This window comes from Stenotrophomonas sp. YJH_SMC_12-1 (assembly GCF_059370935.1).
In genome coordinates this window covers 273,654-292,643 of sequence record NZ_JCAFUD010000002.1, presented here as the reverse complement: position 1 = coordinate 292,643, position 18,990 = coordinate 273,654, and the positions used below count along the sequence as shown (strand labels likewise).

Annotated in this window: 17 protein-coding genes; 9 read left to right on the top strand and 8 right to left on the bottom strand. The window is 66.2% G+C overall.

The genetic code is table 11. From position 1 onward, the window contains the following. Nucleotides 1-133: 133 nt before the first annotated feature. The 3 genes from AC5P8Y_RS04895 to AC5P8Y_RS04885 all read right to left on the bottom strand — a co-directional run bounded on the left by AC5P8Y_RS04895 (nucleotide 134) and on the right by AC5P8Y_RS04885 (nucleotide 3,474). Entirely contained in the window at nucleotides 134-1,159 is a 1,026-nt protein-coding gene (locus AC5P8Y_RS04895; RefSeq protein ID WP_111108440.1) for an AI-2E family transporter, read from the bottom strand. Nucleotides 1,160-1,266: 107 nt separating this feature from the next. Further along, nucleotides 1,267-2,319, bottom strand: a complete 1,053-nt coding sequence (locus AC5P8Y_RS04890; RefSeq protein WP_111108441.1) for a sensor domain-containing diguanylate cyclase — start codon at nucleotides 2,317-2,319, stop codon at nucleotides 1,267-1,269. Nucleotides 2,320-2,466: 147 nt separating this feature from the next. Further along, nucleotides 2,467-3,474, bottom strand: coding sequence for a LacI family DNA-binding transcriptional regulator (locus tag AC5P8Y_RS04885; RefSeq protein WP_043034159.1), 1,008 nt, complete (start codon nucleotides 3,472-3,474; stop codon nucleotides 2,467-2,469). A 95-nt stretch (nucleotides 3,475-3,569) separates the two neighbouring features. Here AC5P8Y_RS04885 and AC5P8Y_RS04880 point away from each other — a divergent pair, with 95 nt between their 5' ends. Genes AC5P8Y_RS04880 through AC5P8Y_RS04860 form a run of 5 tightly spaced genes read left to right on the top strand, consistent with a single transcriptional unit; the run spans nucleotide 3,570 to nucleotide 8,202 of the window. Further along, entirely contained in the window at nucleotides 3,570-4,622 is a 1,053-nt protein-coding gene (locus AC5P8Y_RS04880; protein ID WP_149500789.1) for a sugar phosphate isomerase/epimerase family protein, read from the top strand. A gap of 27 nt (nucleotides 4,623-4,649) precedes the next feature. Beyond that, nucleotides 4,650-5,867, top strand: a complete 1,218-nt coding sequence (locus AC5P8Y_RS04875) for a nucleoside permease (protein ID WP_495201849.1) — start codon at nucleotides 4,650-4,652, stop codon at nucleotides 5,865-5,867. Between the two features lie 12 nt (nucleotides 5,868-5,879). Then, on the top strand, nucleotides 5,880-7,004 hold the full coding sequence (locus tag AC5P8Y_RS04870) for a Gfo/Idh/MocA family protein (protein ID WP_495201848.1): 1,125 nt from the start codon (nucleotides 5,880-5,882) through the stop codon (nucleotides 7,002-7,004). 19 nt (nucleotides 7,005-7,023) lie between these two features. After that, entirely contained in the window at nucleotides 7,024-7,887 is an 864-nt protein-coding gene (locus AC5P8Y_RS04865; RefSeq protein WP_111108443.1) for a sugar phosphate isomerase/epimerase family protein, read from the top strand. A gap of 18 nt (nucleotides 7,888-7,905) precedes the next feature. Next, nucleotides 7,906-8,202 (top strand): c-type cytochrome, encoded by a 297-nt coding sequence (locus AC5P8Y_RS04860; protein WP_005412561.1) that lies wholly within the window; start codon nucleotides 7,906-7,908, stop codon nucleotides 8,200-8,202. 30 nt (nucleotides 8,203-8,232) lie between these two features. On the opposite strand, the gene AC5P8Y_RS04855 is transcribed toward AC5P8Y_RS04860, so the two are convergent. From AC5P8Y_RS04855 to AC5P8Y_RS04840, 4 genes are read right to left on the bottom strand one after another with little or no spacing between them, the layout of a single operon-like run. Continuing rightward, nucleotides 8,233-8,991, bottom strand: a complete 759-nt coding sequence (locus tag AC5P8Y_RS04855; protein ID WP_049403331.1) for a 3-keto-disaccharide hydrolase — start codon at nucleotides 8,989-8,991, stop codon at nucleotides 8,233-8,235. Beyond that, nucleotides 8,991-9,566, bottom strand: coding sequence for a gluconate 2-dehydrogenase subunit 3 family protein (locus AC5P8Y_RS04850; protein WP_049403241.1), 576 nt, complete (start codon nucleotides 9,564-9,566; stop codon nucleotides 8,991-8,993). The genes AC5P8Y_RS04855 and AC5P8Y_RS04850 overlap by 1 nt, the downstream gene beginning before the upstream one ends. Then, entirely contained in the window at nucleotides 9,566-11,251 is a 1,686-nt protein-coding gene (locus tag AC5P8Y_RS04845; RefSeq protein WP_111173079.1) for a GMC oxidoreductase, read from the bottom strand. The genes AC5P8Y_RS04850 and AC5P8Y_RS04845 overlap by 1 nt, the downstream gene beginning before the upstream one ends. 27 nt (nucleotides 11,252-11,278) lie before the next feature. Next, a complete protein-coding gene (locus AC5P8Y_RS04840) occupies nucleotides 11,279-12,184 on the bottom strand; it encodes a hydroxypyruvate isomerase family protein (RefSeq protein ID WP_495201847.1) in 906 nt (301 codons plus the stop codon). Between AC5P8Y_RS04840 and AC5P8Y_RS04835 the strand changes: the two genes are divergently transcribed. Next, complete coding sequence (locus AC5P8Y_RS04835) at nucleotides 12,141-12,350, top strand: hypothetical protein (protein ID WP_162489749.1); 210 nt, start codon at nucleotides 12,141-12,143, stop codon at nucleotides 12,348-12,350. The two genes, AC5P8Y_RS04840 and AC5P8Y_RS04835, sit on opposite strands and share 44 nt — an antisense overlap. A gap of 36 nt (nucleotides 12,351-12,386) precedes the next feature. Here the strand turns inward: AC5P8Y_RS04835 and AC5P8Y_RS04830 are convergent, their stop codons facing one another. Further along, on the bottom strand, nucleotides 12,387-12,968 hold the full coding sequence (locus AC5P8Y_RS04830) for a single-stranded DNA-binding protein (protein ID WP_024956969.1): 582 nt from the start codon (nucleotides 12,966-12,968) through the stop codon (nucleotides 12,387-12,389). A 291-nt stretch (nucleotides 12,969-13,259) separates the two neighbouring features. Between AC5P8Y_RS04830 and AC5P8Y_RS04825 the strand changes: the two genes are divergently transcribed. The 3 genes from AC5P8Y_RS04825 (at nucleotide 13,260) to AC5P8Y_RS04815 (ending at nucleotide 18,922) form a co-directional block, all read left to right on the top strand. Next, complete coding sequence (locus AC5P8Y_RS04825; RefSeq protein WP_010483499.1) at nucleotides 13,260-14,291, top strand: LacI family DNA-binding transcriptional regulator; 1,032 nt, start codon at nucleotides 13,260-13,262, stop codon at nucleotides 14,289-14,291. A gap of 131 nt (nucleotides 14,292-14,422) precedes the next feature. After that, nucleotides 14,423-15,325, top strand: coding sequence for an ABC transporter ATP-binding protein (locus tag AC5P8Y_RS04820; protein ID WP_005412555.1), 903 nt, complete (start codon nucleotides 14,423-14,425; stop codon nucleotides 15,323-15,325). 12 nt (nucleotides 15,326-15,337) lie between these two features. Then, on the top strand, nucleotides 15,338-18,922 hold the full coding sequence (locus tag AC5P8Y_RS04815) for an ABC transporter permease/M1 family aminopeptidase (protein WP_111188037.1): 3,585 nt from the start codon (nucleotides 15,338-15,340) through the stop codon (nucleotides 18,920-18,922). Nucleotides 18,923-18,990: the final 68 nt, after the last annotated feature.

Genomic DNA, 18,990 nt, shown 5'->3' with positions numbered 1-18,990 from the left:
TAACGGCCGGCTACAAAGGCGCCAAGCCACTCGCGGGCCAACCGTGGCGGTGGGTATACCCTGCCGACCGCGAACGCACCGACAAGGCCGTGCGGGCATTCGAACCGGGACAACTACGTCATGCCCAGCCGCGTCAGATCCAGCGCTGGTCGACCAGTTCGCGCTTCACGTAGGCATAGAACACCGGCGCGGCGACCAGGCCCGGCAGGCCGAAGGCCGCCTCCATCACCAGCATGGCCAGCAGCAGCTCCCAGGCACGCGCCTGGATCTCGCCACCGACGATGCGCGCATTGAGGAAGTACTCCAGCTTGTGGATCACGATCAGGTACAACAGCGCGGCCACGGCCACATAGAACGAGACCGACAACGCGACGATGCTGATGATGGTGTTGGAGATGATGTTGCCCACCACCGGCAGCAGGCCGGCGACGAAGGTGATCAGCACCAGCGTCTTGGAAAGGGGCAGGTGCACGCCGAACAACGGCAGCACGCCCAGCAGGAAGATGGCGGTGAAAAGGGTGTTGAGCAGGGAGATCTTCACCTGCGCGAACACCACCTGGCGAAACGCGGTGGCCAGGCGGCTGGTGCGCCCGATCAGCTCCTGCGCCAGCGGCCCCATCGTCGGCAGCGGCAGTTCGTCGTACAGCGCAATCATCGCGCCCAGCACCATGCCGATCAGTACGCGTACACCCACCTGCACCACCGAGGTACCGGCCACGCCCAGCTGGCGCTGGTGCTCGGCGGCCCAGTCATTCAGCGCCGCACGCAGCGCCGGCATGTCCTCGGGGATATACGGCTGCAGCAGCGCTGGAACCTGGTGGCGCGACGAATTGAGGATATCCATCAGCCGTGCCAGCAGCGCGTCCGGCCCACCGGTCTCGTTGCGGAAGAACGAGGCCACGCCGATGCCGGCCAGCACCAGCGCGCTGATGATGATCGCCGACAGCACGATCACCGCGATCGCCCGCGCCCGCCCCGGCGGCAGCTTGCCTTCCACGGTGGACGCCAGCACATGGGTCAGCTGGAACACCAGCAGGCCCGACAGCAGCGTCACCACCAGGCCGAGCTTCAGCGCCAGCCACATGCCCAACAGCATCATCAGCCAGGCCGCGATTCTCGCAACGGGGGGCTTGGGCTGGGCAACGAGGGCGTCTTGCATGGGCGGCGCGTCCGGGCGGGGTGGCCCATGGTAGAGGATTGGCGTGCCGATTCCGCGTGCAGGATGAACGGGCGTTTCGGCCTCGTTCGGCGGCAGCCGTGCCGCACTCACTCGCCGTAGCTGGCTGTGTTCTTGCCCTGCCGCTTGGCGTGGTAGAGCGCGCGGTCGGCCAGTGCCAACCAGTCCTCGACACTACCGCCACGCGGCGTCGCGGCAATGCCGATACTCACGCTGAACTCCACGCCCGGCGTGGCCTGCCGCGCGGCCTCCCGCAGGTGCAGGCGCACCCGCTCGGCCACGTGCATCGCATCGATGGGCGCGCAGTCGCGCAGCAGCACCACGAACTCATCGCCCCCCAGCCGCGCGGGCGTATCACCGGGCCGGGCAAAGGTGCGCAATGTCGCCGCGATATGCCGCAGCACCTCGTCACCGGCGCGGTGGCCATGCGAGTCATTGATGCGCTTGAAATCATCCACATCGAGCATCAGCAGGCAGGCAAAGCCGCCCTGGCCCTGGGCCCGGTCCAGCGCCTGCTGCGCACGCAGGATCAGGAAGCCACGGTTGGCCAGCTCGACCAGCGGGTCCATCCGGCTGAGCCGCTGCAGCTGACGGTTCTGCGATTTGACCCGGCGCGCCAGCTGCCAGCTGAGAATGCTGAGGCCGATGCCATACACGAACAGGAACGGGACACTCAGCACGATCGTGCGCTGCGAGGTGACCGGCTGGTAAGGGAAGCCGAGCAACCACCAGGTGAGTGCGAAGCCCAGCAGCAGGGCCAGCGTGGCGCGCATCGCCAGGCGCACGCCACCGGCAGCGATCTTGTCGGCCACCAGCAGCGCGGCGAACAGTGCGCTGGGCACCGCGCTCAACGCCATGAAGGCGATCCAGCCACCGCCGAAGAAGGAGTCGGCCACCATGCAACGGAACTGGACGACCGCCGGCTGGCGGGAGCGCTGGGTCAGCAGCAATGCCAGTGCCGGCCACGCCAGCGCGTTGAGCAGCAGCAGGACCCACGCCAGCCCGCCATCCTGGCGTTCAAGCATGATCGAGGCGATGGGAATCGCTCCCAGTCCATTGCCGACGAAACGCATCCAGCCGATGCGACGTGCCGCGCCAATGCCTTCGACCGCGCCTTCCGCCGAATCGGTGAAAAATGGCATTGCCGCCCCCCTTGCGCGATCGCACCTGCTGCTACGGCCCTTGCCGGGCTGCCTGCGATGAGTCTGACAGCTTTGCGTCAATTCGGGATCAAGGTTGCACGATATCGCGCGGGCCGGCTGCCACCCTCCCGCGGCCCCACCCCGTGGTCACCTGCGTCGGGGCGCAGCCGTCGATCCCCGCACCATCAGGCTGAAATCCAGCGTCTGTTGAAGCGGAACATCCACCTGTTCGATGATGGCGAGCAGCAGGTTGACCGCGCGCGCGCCGATTTCCCGCATCGGCTGCCGGATGGTCGTCAGCGGCGGCGTGAGGTAGCGGGAAGACGCCAGATCATCAAAGCCGACGATGGACAGGTCTTCCGGCACGCGGATGCCCAGCTCCCGGCAGGCCGCCAGGGTGCCCAGCGCCATCTGGTCGCTGAAGCAGAAGATCGCCGTTGGTGCGGACGTGCCGTCCAGCAGCGCCATGGCAGCCGCATGGCCGGATTCCACTGAAAAATCCCCGGGCACGATGCTCAGCTGGCGCAGGCGGCCACGCGCCTTGCCGGCCGCCCGTACCCCTTCCAGGCGCTGCTGGTGCAGGGGATTGTCCGGCGGCCCACCGACCACGGCGATCCGTTCATGGCCCAGTGCGTACAAGTGCTCCATGACGGCGCGTGCGGCGGCGGCATTGTCGATGTGAACACTGGGCAGGCCCAGCGCGGGATCGAACTCGCAGCCGTTGACCACCGGCGCGGCAGCCCCCCTCTGCTGGACAATCTCGCGCGCCGTCGGTGGCAGGCGATGGCCAAGCACGATCATGCCGTCGGCCTCGTTGCGCCGGAGCATCTGCGCGTAGCGCTCCTCGCGGTCGGGTTGGTCCTGCGTATCGCCCAGCAGCACCGCATAGCCGACAGCCTGCGCGGCGTCTTCCGCGCCCTGCAGGATCTGCGCGAAGAACGGGTTGGCGATATCCGGCACCGTGACCAGGATCTTGCCGCTGCGCTGGGTCTTGAGCGTGCGGGCGACCGTGTTGGGCACGTAGCCCAACGCCGCGGCGGCCTGCTCGATGCGCGTGCGCGTGGCCGGCAGTACTTTGTCCGGCCGCGATAGTGCACGCGACACGGTGCCGGCGGAGACGCCGACGTGCTTTGCGATGTCGTAGATGGTGGCCATGGCGTTAGTTCTCCCGCCCGCTGTGCACTGCACAACAGGTCTTGCGTAAGCCCCTGCTAGGATAATGCAATCGATTGCATCGAGGGCGAATCACGTTGAAGACGCTCAAGGGTCCAGCGCTGTTCCTGGCGCAGTTCATCGGCGACACGGCTCCTTTTGATCGGCTGGACACGCTGGCCGGATGGGCCGCGGGTCTGGGCTATTCTGGCGTACAAGTCCCCACCACGGCGCCCCACCTGTTCGATCTGGCCGAGGCCGCGCGCAGCCAGGCGTACTGCGACGACCTCGCCGGCATGCTGGCCGGTCATGGCGTGCAGATCACCGAGCTGTCCACCCATCTGCAGGGGCAGCTGGTCGCGGTCCATCCGGCCTACGACAGCTTGTTCGACGGATTCGCACCCGCGGACAAGCGTGGCGATCCCGCCGCCCGCCAGGCCTGGGCGGTGGAGCAGCTTCTGTTGGCCGCCAAAGCCAGCCAGCGGCTGGGGCTGACCGCGCATGCCACGTTCTCCGGCGCATTGGCCTGGCCCTATTTCTATCCCTGGCCGCAGCGCCCACCGGGACTGGTGGAAGAAGCCTTCGCCGAACTCGGCCGCCGCTGGCGCCCGATCCTCGATGCCTTCGATGCCTGCGGCGTGGATCTCTGCTTCGAGATCCACCCAGGTGAGGACCTGCACGATGGCGCGACCTTCGAACGCTTCCTCGATGTGGTGGATCATCACCCCCGCGCCAAGATCCTGTACGACCCCAGCCACCTGCTGCTGCAGCAGATGGACTACCTGGGTTTCATCGACCGCTACCACGCGCGCATCGGCATCTTCCACGTCAAGGACGCGGAGTATCGCCCCAGCGCAAGCAGCGGCGTGTATGGCGGCTACCAGGACTGGATCGAGCGTCCGGGCCGCTTCCGTTCGCTCGGTGATGGCCAGATCGACTTCAAGGCGATCTTCTCGAAGTTCGCCCAGTACGACTTCCCCGGCTGGGCGGTACTGGAATGGGAATGCTGCCTGAAGCACCCCGAGGACGGCGCACGCGAGGGTGCCGCCTTCATCCGCGACCACATCATCCGCGTGACCGAACACGCCTTCGACGACTTTGCCGACAGTGGCACGGACGCCGCATCACTGCACCGCATGCTGGGAATCTGAGCCAAGACCGCCCCGGGAGGGCAAGCCATGACGCACGCCATGTCGCGCCTGGGCGCGATGATGTTTCTGCAGTTCTTCATCTGGGGGGCGTGGTTCGTCACCCTCGGAACCTACCTGGTGCAGGGCCCGCTGCAGGCCAGCGCCAGCCAGGTGGCCTCCGCCTTCCTCAGCCAGTCCATCGGCGCCATCGTGGCGCCGTTCCTGGTCGGGCTGATCGCAGACCGCTACTTCGCGGCGCAGCGCATCCTCGCGGTGCTGCACCTGGCCGGCGCGGTGCTGATGTGGCTGGCGTCCACCGCCACCAGCTTCAGTGTGTTCTCGGCCTGCGTGATGGGCTACATGCTGCTGTTCATGCCGACATTGGCACTGGCCAACAGCGTGGCGATGCGGCACATGCAGTCGCCCGAGAAACAGTTCCCGCTGGTACGCGTGGCCGGCAGCATCGGCTGGATCATTGCCGGTGTGCTGATCGGCTGGCTGGGCTGGGAGCAGGCCCATCGGCTTGAACTCACCTTCCGCATGGCCGCGCTGGCATCATTGGTGCTGGGCCTGTATGCATTCACCCTGCCGCACACGCCACCGCTGGCGCAGCAGCGCGATGCCGGGCTGGGGCGGATCCTGGGGCTGGATTCGTTGCGTCTGCTGAAATCGCGTGCCTATCTGGTGTTTTTCCTGGCTTCCATCGCCATCTGCATCCCGCTGTCGTTCTACTACAACTTCACCAATCCGTATCTCAACGACCTGGGCGTGCGCGGCGCAGCAGGCCTGCAGTCGCTGGGCCAGGTCTCCGAAGTGCTGCTGATGCTGGCCATGCCGTTCCTGTTCGTGCGGCTGGGGGTGAAGACCATGCTGGCGGTCGGCATGGCCGCCTGGGTGGTGCGCTACGCCATGTTCGCCTTCGGCGATGCGGGCAGCGGCTTCTCGCTGCTGGTGATCGGCATCGTGCTGCACGGCATCTGCTACGACTTCTTCTTCGTCACCGGCCAGATCTACACCGATGCGCATGCCGGCCCCGCCGCGCGCAGCAGCGCGCAAGGCTTCATCACCCTGGCTACCTACGGCGTGGGCATGTTGATCGGCACCTTCCTGTCCGGCGCGGTGGTGGAGCACTTCACCACCGAGGCCGGCCCCGACTGGCAGCAGATCTGGCTGTTCCCGGCCGGCGTTGCACTGGTGGTGTTGATCGCCTTCCTGCTGCTGTTCCGCGACCGGCCGGCGGCCACGGCCGCGCCCTCCACACCCTGAGGATCCCCGTCGATGCCCAAGCTTGGAATCGCCATCGTCGGCGCTGGCATGATCGGTGCAGTGCATCGTCGTGCCGCACTGCTGGCCGGTGCCGAGGTGCGCGGCGTAGCCGCCTCGTCAGCGCAGCGCGCGCATGAGGCCGCGCAGTCCTGGAATGTCCCGCGCGCCTACCGGGATATCGAGGAGGTGATCGCCGATCCGCAGGTACAGGTCGTGCACGTGTGCACGCCCAACCATCTGCACCGCGCCATGGCACAGGCTGCGCTGGAAGCCGGCAAGCACGTGATCTGCGAGAAACCGCTGGCGACGACGCTGGACGATGCACAGGCGCTGGCGGCGCTGGCCGCATCGACCGGATTGGTTGCCACGGTGCCCTTCGTCTACCGCTACCACCCAGTGGTCCGGGAGGCGCGCGCACGCATCGCCCGGGGCGATCTGGGGCCGTTGCACCTGATCCACGGCAGCTACCTGCAGGACTGGCTGCTGGATCCGGCCAGCAACAACTGGCGCGTGGACCCCGCGCTGGGAGGCACGTCGCGCGTGTTCGCCGACATCGGTTCGCACTGGTGCGACCTGGTCGAATGGGTCAGTGGCGAGGGCTTCGCCGAAGTGAACGCGGCGTTCTCCACGGTAATCGCCGAGCGTGGCGCCGTCAGCGGGCAGAGCTTCAGCACGCCAACGGCCGCCAGCGCGATGCAGGCTGTCACCAGCGAAGACGTGGCCGCAGCGATGTTCAGGACCGGCGCCGGCACGCTGGCGTCATTGACGGTCAGCCAGGTCTCGGCCGGACGCCACAACCGCCTCTGGTTCGAGATCGATGGCGCCAAGGCCAGCGTGGCCTTCAACCAGGAGGATGCCGAACGACTCTGGATCGGCCTGCCCGACCAGCGCGAGGAAACCTTCATGCGCGGCCCCGGTGCCGGCAGCGCCGAACAACGCCGCCTTTCCGTGCTGCCGGCCGGGCATGCACAGGGCTACGCCCAGTGTTTCGAGGCGTTTGTGGCCGACACCTATCGCGCCATTGAAGGCGGGCGGCCGCAGGGCCTGCCCACCTTCGAAGACGGCCTGCGCTCGGCACGGATCGTCGATCGCGTCATTGCATCAGCCAGGTCACGTGCCTGGACCACCATCGGTTGAATTCCGGGAGGATCTGTTGATGAAAGCTCTTTTCCGTAGAAGTGCAAGTCTCGTCCTGCTGCTCGCTGCCCTGCCCGCCTTCGCGAGCGAAGCCGCCACCACGCAGAAGCCGATCGCGGTGCAGATGTACACCCTGCGCAATGCAGGCTCGCTCGATCAGCAGTTGAAGATCGTCCACGACGCGGGCGTCCGTGCGGTGGAAACGGTCGGTACGCAGAACACCAGCGCCACCGAACTCAAGCAGCTGCTGGACCGGTATTCGATCAAGGCGGTTTCGTCGCACGTGCCACTGGCCGAGCTGCGGGGCAACCTGGATGGTGTGGTGACGTTCAACCGGTCGATCGGCAACAGCACGCTGGTGGTGCCTTACCTGGACCAGAAGGACCGCCCAACCGATGCCGCGGGCTGGACCGCATTGGGCAAGGAGCTGGGCCGCATCGCCAAGCAGGTGCGCGGCAAGGGCATGCGCCTGGCCTATCACAACCACGATTTCGAGCTGGCCGACTTCGACGGTCAGACCGGGCTGGAGCTGCTGTTCGCAGCGGCCGGGCCCGACCTGCAGACCGAGCTGGACCTGGCCTGGGTTGCACGCGCGGGCCTGGACCCGGCGGTGATGCTGGGAAAATTCCGTGGACGCGTGTTTGCGGTGCACGCCAAGGACAATGCGCCGAAGGGCCAGGCCCAGGATGAAGGCGGATTCGCCGCGGTGGGCCAGGGCGTGCTGGACTGGAACGCGATCCTGCCCGCCGCTGCGGCGGCCAAGGTGCAGTGGTACATCGTCGAACACGACCAGCCACGCGACCCGGCCAAGGTCATCCAGACCGGCGCGGACTACCTGCGTGAACACCTGCCCGCCAACGTGCCCACCCGTGCACGGCGCTGACGCATCAAGGAGCCCCACATGAAGATGATCCTGGCAGTGGCCCTGGCTCTGGGCGGCATGAGCACTTCAACGGCAGCCCGGGCCAAGGACGATCCTGCCGCCGGCGCGAAACTCTATGCCCAGCACTGCACTGCCTGCCACGGTGCTGAACGCGCCGGCGTACCGCCGACCTTCCCAGCGCTTACCGACGTCGGCAAGCGGCTTCAACCCGCCCAGGTCAAGGACAAGATCAGGAAGGGCGGAGGATTGATGCCGCCCTTTGCCCAGCTGTCGCAGCAGGAGATCGACGACCTCGCCAGCTATCTGGCGAAGTAGGCGGCCGGCGACCACGCCGGCCGCGTGCCGCTACAGTTCGCGCACCCAGATGTTGCGGTAGCTGACCCTGGAGTCATGCTCCTGCAGATAGAGCGGCGCGCACGCATGGGGTGCGTACGAAGGCGCACCGATGTACTCGGTCCTGCCTGCCAGCACGGTGTCGTCCTGCACGAGTACGCCGTTGTGCAGCACGGTGATGCGCGCGGGCGACGTCAGGCCGCCGCCCTGCGAGAAGCGCGGTGCCTTCCAGATGATGTCGTAGACCTGCCACTGGCCCGGTGCGCGCGAGGCGTTCACCCGTGGCATGGCCTGCTTGTAGATCGAACCCGCCTGGCCGTTGGCATACGTCGGGTTGTTGTAACTGTCGAGCACCTGCAGCTCATACAGTTCCTGCAGGAAGATGCCGCTGTTGCCCCGGTTCTGGCCGTCGAAGCCCTTCGTCTCGGTGGGGGTACGCCATTCGACATGCAGCTGGACATCGCAGAAGCGTTGCCGGGTGCGGATGCCCTTGCTGCCCGGAACGACGGTCATGGCGCCATCGGCAACCTTCCAGGGCACGCGCCCGCCCTGCTCTGCCTCCCACGCCGAGACATCCTTGCCATCGAACAGCACGATGGCATCGGAGGGGGCCTTGCCTGGCGGCGTGGCCACGAATGCGGGCACGGGCGTCCACACTTCGGTCTTCTTCGGGTCACGCGCAGCGTCGGCGCCGTCCTGAGCGAATGCAGATGCAGCGGCCAGCAGGCCGGCCGTGATCAACGCAGGGCGGAGCATCAGGGTGGTGTCCATCAGCTGGTCCCCCACGCGGGCGTACCGGGGACATAGGCCAGGTCACCGTCGTAGCGGCCCGGCACGGCGACGTACTGCAGCACACCGGTCGCCCCGACCTTTGAAGTGAAGAAGCCGAAGATGGCCAGCTGCTTGATCATCGTGAAGTAATGCGGCATGGCCTCGCCTTCCTCGGGAGTGCCGGTCTCGGTCACGTCGGCATTGCGTGCCTTGGCTTCGGCGTCCAGCCTTCGCAGCAACCCGGTGCGGGCTTCCGGCGTGAGCGATACGAAACGGCCACCGGCGCGCGTGTCGATGTCGGCCAGGCCGGCGCGGAACGTCGCCTGCTGCCGGGCGGTGTAGCAGTCGCTGACGAACGTCGCCATGAACGCACCGGCACCCGCGTCCTTGGCCCCGGGCGTCCTTGTCTGCGGCAGGATGGTTTCGGCGATCTCGTCCAGCATGCCGATGTCGGCATCGGAGAACGCGGGCATCGCCCCGGCAGCCGGCACCTTGCCATGCACCAGCGCAGGCAGGCCAACCATGGCCGCACCGGTTGCGGCAACGATCATCTTCAACAGTTCGCGGCGATCCATCAGAGGTTCCCCGCTTTCAGTTCGCGTACCGCATGGTCGGCCGCGCGCGCGGTCAGCGCCATATAGGTCAGCGAGGGATTCACGCAGGCGCTGGAGGTCATGCAGGCACCGTCGGTCACATAGACATTGGGGGCATCCCAGACCTGGTTGTGCGCATTCAATACCGAGCTCTTCCGGTCACGTCCCATGCGTGCGGTCCCCATCTCGTGGATGCCCTTGCCCGGGGCATAGTCGTTGTCGTGCATCTTCACGTCCTTGACGCCGGCCGCCTCCAGCATCTCGGCGGCATCCGCGGCCATGTCCTTGCGCATCGCCAGTTCATTGGCGCGCATGGACACGTCCATCGCCAGCACCGGCAGTCCCCACTTGTCCTTGCGGTCGTGGTCCAGGCGGATCGTGTTGTCGTGGTGCGGCAGCATTTCACCGAACCCGGTCATGCCGATGCGCCAGTCACCCGGCACGGTCAGTGCCTCCTTCAGATCGGCACCGATGTTGAGCTCGGCGATCTCGCGCGACCATCCGGTGCGGCTGGCACCGCCCTGGTAGCCGAACCCGCGCAGGTAGCCGCGCTTGTCGGCCGCGACGTTGCGGAACCGCGGAATGTAGAAGCCGCAGGGACGGCGGCCGAAGTAGTACTTGTCTTCGTAACCCTCGACCCGGCCCGAGGCGCCCGCACCGAAATGATGGTCCATCACGTTGTGCCCCAACTCGCCGGACGAAGAGCCCAGCCCGCCGTCCCAGACGTCGGTGGCCGAATTCATCAGCAGCCACGTCGAGTTGAACGACGATGCATTGAGGAAAATGACCTTGGCCGTGTACTGGTAGGTCTGGCCGGTTTCGGCGTCGATCACCTCCACGCCACGCGCGCGCTTGCGATCCTTGTCGTAGAGCACTTCCTTGACGATCGAGAACGGCCGCAAGGTCAGGTTCCCGGTCTTCATCGCCGCCGGCAGCGTCGCCGCCTGGGTCGAGAAGTAGGCACCGAAGGGACAACCCAGGATGCACTTGTTGCGGTACTGGCAGTTGACGCGCCCCTGCTCGGGCATCGGCTGGGTGATGTTGGCAGTGCGCGAGTGGATCATATGGCGCGTTCCGCCGAAGGCCTTCTTGATGCGCGCGGCCACATCCTTCTCGACGATGTTCAAGGGAATCGGCGGCAGGAACTCGCCGTCCGGCAGCACGTCCAGTCCTTCGCGCGTGCCGGCGATGCCGGCGAACCTCTCTACATGGTCGTACCATGGCGCGATATCGGCGTAGCGGATCGGCCAGTCGGTGGCGATGCCGTCCTTGAGGTTGGCCTCGAAATCCAGATCGGAGAAGCGATAGCTCTGCCGCCCCCACATCAAGGAACGACCACCGACGTGGTAGCCACGGAACCAGTCGAAGCGCTTGGTCTCGATGTAGGGCGATTCCTGTTCGTTGGCCCACATCCCTTCCAGGTTCTCGGCCAGGCCGTAGTCGCGCATCAGCACCGGGAACTCGGCCTTCATTGCCTGCGTTGGCCGGTTGCGGTGCGGGAAATCCCACGCCTCCTTCATCGCGTTGACGTAGTCCTTGACGTGCTCGATGTTGCGCCCGCGTTCCAGCATCAGGACCTTCAGGCCCTTCTCGGTCAGCTCCTTCGCCGCCCAACCGCCACTGATTCCCGAGCCAACAACAATGGCGTCGTAGTGATTATCTGCCATGGGTTTCTCACCTGGGTGGATATCGTTTCAGACGTCGCAGAGGCGGATCGCCTCGCGCAATGAGGCAACGGGATCGGGCGCTGCAGGCGTGAACTCCTGCGCCAGATACCCCTTGAAACCGGTGTTGCGGATCGCGCGACAGATGGCTGGATAGTGGAGCTCCTGCTGGTCTCCGATCTCGTTCCGGCCGGGCACGCCTGCGGTGTGGTAGTGCTTGAAGCAGGCGTGATGCTTGCCGATGGTGGCGATGATGTCGCCCTCCATGATCTGCATGTGGTAGATGTCGTAGAGCAGGCCGAAATTGTCCGAGCCGAGCCGCTGGCACAGCTCCACACCCCACGCGGAGTGGTCGCACAGGTAGTCGCGATGATCGACCTTGGAGTTGAGCAGTTCCATCACCAGCACCACGCCGCGCTTCTCGGCATGCCCGAGGATGCGCTTGAGCCCGGCCTCGGCATTGGCCATGCCGTCCTGCGGGTCCATACCGTTGCGGTTGCCGGAAAAGCAGATGAGGTTTCGATAGCCGGCATCGGCGACCAGATCGATGTGCCGCGTGTAGCGTTCCACCAGCTGGTCGTGGAACTCACGGCCGACAAAGCCCTTGGTCAGGCCCAGTTCTGCGCCGTTGCACATCGAGCTGTACACGCCATTCGCCTTCAGCGTGGGCCAGTCTTCCGGGCCGACCAGGTCGATCGCGGCAAAGCCGATGTCCTTCACCGTCGTGCAGAGCTGGGCAACGGACAGCTGCGGGAAGGTCCAGCGTGCGACGGAATGCTTCAGGTTGCCCTTGAGTGGCGCCGTGGCGGCGAATGCGGGCAATGCGCCCGCGGTTGTCGCGGCCCCCAGGCCAATGCTGCCGGCAACTGCGATGCGCAGCGCATCGCGCCGCGTGAGCCCCCTCGAAGGAGCCGGTCTGATCGAATGGATGGACATCCACCTTCCGGCCTCCCAACCGGTATCAAACGCAACGATTCACAGCAATGCAATCGATTGCACCATAGGGGAGGAAATTGTCTGTTTGCAAGTCGCGGTGCACGAAAAACTGATGGTGCGAGGCACAACGCAGATGGCATCGCGCAAAAAGAAAAGCCCCGCATGAGCGGGGCTTTCTTTTCTGCTGCGAACGAGCGTTCGATCAGAACGGAATATCGTCGTCAGCGAAGTCATCCATGGGCGGCGCCTGCTGCGGCTGCGGACGCTGGTTGCCACCCTGGTTGCCGTAACCGCCGCCCTGGTTGCCGCCCTGGTTGCCATAGCCGCCGCCCTGGCCACCACGCTGGCCGCCACCGCCACCACCGCCGCCATACTCCTGGCGCGGCGCCTGCTGGCGCTGCGGACGATCGCCGCCGTAGTTGCCACCACCGCCGCCGCCACCGCCTTCACCGCGGCCGCCCAGCATCTGCATTTCATCGGCAATGATGTCGGTGGAGTACTTCTCCACGCCGTCCTGGCCGGTGTACTTGTCGTAGCGCAGGCTGCCTTCGACGTAGACCGAGCTGCCCTTGCGCAGGTACTCGCCGGCGATCTCGCCGAGCTTGCCGAAGAACACCACGCGGTGCCATTCGGTGCGCTCCTGCTGGTTGCCATCCTTGTCCTTGCGGACGCTGGTGGTGGCCAGGCTGATGCGGGTGATCGCCATGCCGCCCTGGGTGTACTTCACGTCCGGGTCGTTGCCGAGATTGCCGACCAGGATGACTTTGTTGATGCCGCGCGCCATAGGTACCTTCGTCCGTTGTCCAGGGGCAGACCGCCAGTGATAGCACAGCCCCGGGCGGGGGTGCAGTAGGCGAGGCCGCCCCTGTTGAAATTTGGGGAATGCGAGAACGATGCATCTTAGCATTGCCGCCGCCATCCGCCCGGTCAGAAGACCCCGGCCGCGCAGGAGGATTGAACTGATTTCCTTGTCCGGCAATGACTTACCCTCGCTTCGGTGGACATCCGGAGGGGCATTGGCGTCTGCCCATGGCATCATGCCCAAGCTCCTCCCCCTGCCCCCTCCCGCGTTCCCATGACGATCAAAGGCAAAGCCACCTCCCTGGACATCGCCCACCTGGCCGGGGTCTCCCAGCCGACCGTGTCGCGGGCCTTGCGAGGCAGCCCGATGGTCAATGCCGAAACCCGCGAGCGCATCCTGCGCATCGCCCGCGAGCTGAACTACAAGGTCGACAAGAACGCCTCCAGCCTGCGCCTGCGCAATGCCGGCACGCTGGCCCTGCTGTTCTTCGAGGACCCGACCAACGACGACTCGCTGATCAACCCGTTCTTCCACTCGATGCTGGGCTCGATCACCCGTGCCTGCGCGCTGCACGGGCAGGACCTGCTGGTCTCGTTCCAGCAACTGTCCACCGACTGGCAGGCCGATTACGAGGACAGCAACAAGGCCGACGGCATCATCCTGCTCGGCTACGGCGACTACCACGAATCGCGCGACCGCCTGCAGCGGCTGGTCGAACAGGGCACGCACTTCGTGCGCTGGGGCGCCGCCCTGCCCGGCCAGCCCGGCGTGTCGATCGGCAGCGACAACTTCCAGGGCGGGCATGACATCACCACCCACCTGCTGCAGCAGGGCTGCCGCCGCATCGCCTTCCTCGGCCATGCCTCCAGCCATTACCCCGAATTCCAGGAGCGCTACCGCGGCCATGTCGCGGCCCTGCAGGACCACGGCCTGGCCGCCGAACCGGCGCTGCAGCACGATGCGATCACCACCGAGGCTTCCGGCCAGGAGGCCTGCCAGGCGCTGCTGGCGCGCGGCGAACCGATCGATGCGATCTGCGCCGCCAGCGACCTGATCGCCATCGGTGCGATGCGCGCCCTGCGCGAGGCCGGGCTACGGGTGCCGCAGGACGTGGCGGTGACCGGCTTCGACGACATCCCGCTGGCGGCCTCGGTGTCTCCGGCGCTGACCACGGTCCAGCAGGACACCAAGCAGGCCGGCCAGCTGCTGGTGGAGCGCCTGCTGACGCTGATCGGCCGGCAACCGGTGGAGGGCCAGAGCATCCCGGTGAAGCTGGTGGTGCGGGAATCGTCGCTGCGCCGGTAAGCGCCACCAGACCTCCCGCCACGCCTCAACGTGCGACGGCGGAATTCCCCCCCCATGACCAACGGCGGATGCGCACGGAGGCTGATGCGCGGATAACGCGCAGACATCGCCCATGGAAAGGTGTACGTCGCATGCTGAAGATCGATTCGCTGTCCAAGACGTACGCCAACGGCGTGCATGCGCTCAACAACGTCACCCTGGACATCCCGCGCGGCATGTTCGGCCTGCTCGGCCCCAACGGCGCCGGCAAGTCCTCGCTGATGCGCACGCTCTCCACCCTGCAGGAGGCCGACAGCGGCACGGCGACGCTCAGCATTCCAGGCGAGGCGCCGATCGACGTGCTGCGCGACAAGGACGCGGTGCGCCGCCGGCTGGGCTACCTGCCGCAGGATTTCGGCGTGTACCCGAAAGTCAGCGCGCTGGACCTGCTGGAGCATTTCGCCGTGCTCAAGGGCCTGACCCAGCGCGCGCAGCGCCGCGAGGTGGTCGATGGGCTGCTGCAGCAGGTGAACCTGTGGGACGCGCGCAAGCGCAAGCTGGGCACCTACTCCGGCGGCATGCGCCAGCGCTTCGGCATTGCCCAGGCGCTGCTGGGTGACCCGCGGCTGGTGATCGTCGATGAACCCACCGCCGGCCTCGACCCGGAAGAACGCAACCGCTTCCTCAACCTGTTGGCGGCGATCGGCGAGAACGTGGCGGTAATCCTCTCCACCCACATCGTCGAGGACGTGACCGATCTGTGCCCGACGATGGCGATCATGAACAAAGGCCAGGTGCTGCTGACCGGGCGCCCGGCCGATGCCATCGACGCCCTGCAGCAGCAGGTCTGGCGCAAGCAGGTCGATCCTTCGGAACTGGCCGACCACGAGGCACGCTACGTGGTGCTGTCCACCCGCCTGGTCGGTGGCCGCCCGGTGATCCACGTGCACAGCGCCAACGACCCTGGCGACGGCTTCGCGGCCGTGGCTCCCGACCTCGAGGATGTGTACTTCCAGCGCCTGCGCCTGCAGGCCCGTGCCCGCGCGGCAGCCTGAGCGGAGCACGCCATGATCTTCAATTTCTTCCGCTTCGAACTACGCGAGCAGCTGCGTTCCCCGCTGCTGTGGCTGCTGGCCGGGCTGTTCGCCCTGCTTGCCTTCGCCGCCGCCTCCAGCGACGCCGTGCAGATCGGTGGCGGCGCCGGCAACGTGCACAGCAACGCGCCCACCGTGATCGCGCAGATGCTGGGCATCTTCACCCTGCTCGGCATGCTGGTCACCGCGCTGTTCGTCAGCAACGCGCTGTTGCGTGACTTCGAACTCGGCACTGCCGAACTGATCTTCGCCAGCCCGGTGAAGCGCCGCGATTACCTGGCCGGGCGCATCGCTGCCGCCCTGGCGGCCGGGCTGCTGGTCTACATCCTGATCGCGTTCGGCCTGTGGCTGGCGCCGTTCATGCCATGGGTCGATCCCGAGCGCATGGGCCCGATCAGCTGGCAGGGCTATGCCTGGACGTTCGCGGTCATCGTCATTCCGAACCTGTTGTTCACCACGGCACTGCTGTCGCTGCTGGCAGCGCTGACCCGCTCGATCCTGTGGGTCTACATCGGCCTGGTGGCCTACCTCGTCCTGTACGGCGCCAGCGCGGCCCTGCTGCGCGACATCGACAATACGTGGATCGCGGTGCTGAGCGAACCGCTGGGCATGCGCGCACTGGGCCGCACGATCCGCTACTGGTCCACCGCCGAGCGCAACAACGGGATTCCCGAGCTGGCCGGTTACCTGCTGGCCAACCGCGCCCTGTGGTTGGGCGTGGCTGCCGTACTGTTCGCCGCCACCTTCGCGCTGTTCCGCACCGAACGCAGCGGCAGTGGCCGTCGGCGCTGGGGCCGCAGGCCGGCGCAGCCGGTTGCCGATGCCGCCGGCATCCGCCCCAGCCGCGCGACACTGCCGCGCGTGGTACCGGCGTTCACTGCCAGCACGGCGTGGCAGCAGTTCCTGCGCCAGGTCCGCTTCGATACACGCGGCGTCCTGCGCAGCGTGCCGTTCATCGTGCTGCTGGTGCTGGGCCTGGCCAACTTCCTGCCCAGCGCGCTGTTCCGGCAGACCCTGTACGGCACCTCGATCTGGCCGGTCACCTCGCAGATGATCATGGGCCTGCAGGGTGCCTTCAGCTGGCTGCTGGTGATCATCGTGCTGTTCTTCGCCGGTGAGCTGGTCTGGAAGGAACGCAGTGCGCGCATCAATGAAGTGACCGATGCCATGCCGGTGCCGAACTGGGTGCCGCTGCTGGCCAAGTTCACCGCACTGCTGGCGGTAATCGTCTGCTTCCAGGCCGCCGGCGCGCTGGCGGCAATGGGCGTGCAGCTGGCCAAGGGCTACACGCATCTGGAGCCGCTGCTCTACCTGCGGAGCCTGGCGCTGGACTCGGTGGTCTACATCCTGATGGGGGGCCTGGCGCTGGTGCTGCAGGTGCTCACCAACAACAAGTTCGTCGGTTACGCATTGCTGATCGTGGTGATGATCGGTCAGGGCGTGCTCGGCCTGCTCGACTACACGCAGAACCTGTACAACTTCGGCAGCTGGCCCAACGCGCCCTATTCAGACATGAACGGCTACGGCCACTTCCTGACCGGGCAACTGGCGTTCCAGGGCTACTGGGCGCTGTTCCTGCTGACCTTGATGTGCCTGGCGTCGGCCTTCTGGGTACGAGGTGTCAGCCAGAGCCTGCGCCAGCGCTTGGCCCTGGCCGGCCGTCGCCTGCGCGGCCCGACCGGTGCCTTCGCCGCAGTGGCCGCCCTGGCCTTTGTCGCCGTGGGCGGCTGGCTGTACTGGAGCACCAACATCCGCAACGAGTTCCTTTCCCCGGATCAACAGCTGGACCTGCAGGCCCGCTACGAGCGCGAGCTGTCGAAGTACCGCACGCTGCCGCAGCCCCGCATCGTGGCGGTGGACAACCGCGTGGACCTGTTCCCGGAATCGCAGTCGATGGTGATCGATGCGAACTGGACGGTGCGCAATACCCACGCCACGCCGATCCAGGACGTGCACGTCTCGATGGGCGATGACAAGCAGCTGGTCGCGGTCGACCTGGGTGGGCAGACACTATCGATGCATGACGCCGATCTCGGCTACCGCATCTACCGCCTGCAGAAACCGCTGCAACCGGGTGAAACCCGCAGCGTGCATTTCCGCGTGGTGCAGAAGCCCAACGGCATCACCGCGGGCCAGGCACCAAGCAACATCGTCGACAACGGCACCTTCTTCAACAGCCGCGTACTGCCTTCCTTCGGTTACAACGAAGGCGCCGAGATCAGCGACCGCAACGAGCGGCGCAAACGCGACCTGGGTGAGCCGCGGCGCATGCCCAAGCTGGAAGACGAAGCCGCGCGTGCCAACACGTACATAGCCAACGATGCCGACTGGCTCGACTTCCGCACCACGGTCTGCACGGCACCGGACCAGGTGGCGTTGGCGCCGGGCTACCTTCTGAAGGAGACCACGGTAAATGGCCGGCGCTGCTTCAGCTACGCCATGGACCGGCCAATGCTGAACTTCTACGCCTACCTGTCGGCACGCTGGGAGGTGCGCAGGGCGAAGTACAAGAACATCCCGGTGGAGGTCTACTTCGACCCGGCGCACGGCTACAACGTGGACCGGATGATCGAAGCGGTGCAGAAGTCGCTGACCTACTACGAAGCGAACTTCACCCCGTACCAGCATCGCCAGGTGCGCATCATCGAGTTCCCGGGCTATGCGCGCTTCGCGCAGTCGTTCGCCAACACCATCCCCTACTCCGAGGCCATCGGTTTCATCGCCGACCTGCGTGACCCGGACAAGGTGGACTACGTTTTCTACGTAACCGCGCACGAGATCGCGCACCAGTGGTGGGCGCACCAGGTGATCGGTGCCAACGTGCAGGGCGCGACGGTGCTGTCCGAATCGCTGTCGCAGTATTCGGCACTGATGGTGATGGAGCAGGAGTACGGCCGCCAGCACATGCGCCAGTTCCTCAAGCGCGAGCTGGACGGCTACCTGTCCGGCCGCGGCGGCGAGGCCATCGAGGAACAGCCGCTGGAACGTGTGGAGAACCAGCAGTACATCCACTACCAGAAGGGTTCGCTGGTGTTCTACCGGCTGCGCGAGGAGATCGGCGAGCAGGCGCTTAACCGCGCATTGAAGCGCTTCCTGCAGGACAAGGGGTACCAGCAACCGCCGTACACCACCTCACGCGAGCTGCTGGACTACATCCGCGCCGAGACCCCGGCCGACCGCCAGCAGCTGGTCACCGACCTGTTCGAGAAGATCAGCTTCTACGACAACCGCGTAATGGCCGCCAGCGCCCGCAAGCGCGATGACGGCCGCTACGACGTGACCCTGGACCTGCACGCCGCCAAGCAGTACGCCGACGGCAAGGGCAAGGAGAGCGACGGAAAGATGGATGACTGGGTCGAGGTCGGCGTGTTCGCCAATGGGCCGTCGGGCAAGGAGCGCGACCAGAAGGTGCTGTACCTGCAGCGCCACCACATCACCAGTGCGGAGCCTAAGATCACGGTAACGGTGGACGAAAAGCCGGATGAAGCGGGCTTCGACCCGTACAACAAGCTGATCGACCGGGTGAGCGATGACAACCGGCGCAAGGTAACGATATGAGGTATGCGGTGGTGCCGGTAGCGGCCAGCACCACCGTCGACTGCGTGTATGGGAATGCAACGTGATCG

Excerpts from the sequence above, each read along its gene's own strand:
- AC5P8Y_RS04895 (WP_111108440.1), bottom strand. The coding sequence starts at position 1,159 with ATGCAAGACGCCCTCGTTGCCCAGCCCAAGCCCCCCGTTGCGAGAATC.
- AC5P8Y_RS04890 (WP_111108441.1), bottom strand. The coding sequence starts at position 2,319 with ATGCCATTTTTCACCGATTCGGCGGAAGGCGCGGTCGAAGGCATTGGC.
- AC5P8Y_RS04885 (WP_043034159.1), bottom strand. The coding sequence starts at position 3,474 with ATGGCCACCATCTACGACATCGCAAAGCACGTCGGCGTCTCCGCCGGC.
- AC5P8Y_RS04875 (WP_495201849.1), top strand. The coding sequence starts at position 4,650 with ATGACGCACGCCATGTCGCGCCTGGGCGCGATGATGTTTCTGCAGTTC.
- AC5P8Y_RS04870 (WP_495201848.1), top strand. The coding sequence starts at position 5,880 with ATGCCCAAGCTTGGAATCGCCATCGTCGGCGCTGGCATGATCGGTGCA.
- AC5P8Y_RS04865 (WP_111108443.1), top strand. The coding sequence starts at position 7,024 with ATGAAAGCTCTTTTCCGTAGAAGTGCAAGTCTCGTCCTGCTGCTCGCT.
- AC5P8Y_RS04860 (WP_005412561.1), top strand. The coding sequence starts at position 7,906 with ATGAAGATGATCCTGGCAGTGGCCCTGGCTCTGGGCGGCATGAGCACT.
- AC5P8Y_RS04855 (WP_049403331.1), bottom strand. The coding sequence starts at position 8,991 with ATGGACACCACCCTGATGCTCCGCCCTGCGTTGATCACGGCCGGCCTG.
- AC5P8Y_RS04850 (WP_049403241.1), bottom strand. The coding sequence starts at position 9,566 with ATGGATCGCCGCGAACTGTTGAAGATGATCGTTGCCGCAACCGGTGCG.
- AC5P8Y_RS04845 (WP_111173079.1), bottom strand. The coding sequence starts at position 11,251 with ATGGCAGATAATCACTACGACGCCATTGTTGTTGGCTCGGGAATCAGT.
- AC5P8Y_RS04840 (WP_495201847.1), bottom strand. The coding sequence starts at position 12,184 with ATGTCCATCCATTCGATCAGACCGGCTCCTTCGAGGGGGCTCACGCGG.
- AC5P8Y_RS04830 (WP_024956969.1), bottom strand. The coding sequence starts at position 12,968 with ATGGCGCGCGGCATCAACAAAGTCATCCTGGTCGGCAATCTCGGCAAC.
- AC5P8Y_RS04825 (WP_010483499.1), top strand. The coding sequence starts at position 13,260 with ATGACGATCAAAGGCAAAGCCACCTCCCTGGACATCGCCCACCTGGCC.
- AC5P8Y_RS04820 (WP_005412555.1), top strand. The coding sequence starts at position 14,423 with ATGCTGAAGATCGATTCGCTGTCCAAGACGTACGCCAACGGCGTGCAT.
- AC5P8Y_RS04815 (WP_111188037.1), top strand. The coding sequence starts at position 15,338 with ATGATCTTCAATTTCTTCCGCTTCGAACTACGCGAGCAGCTGCGTTCC.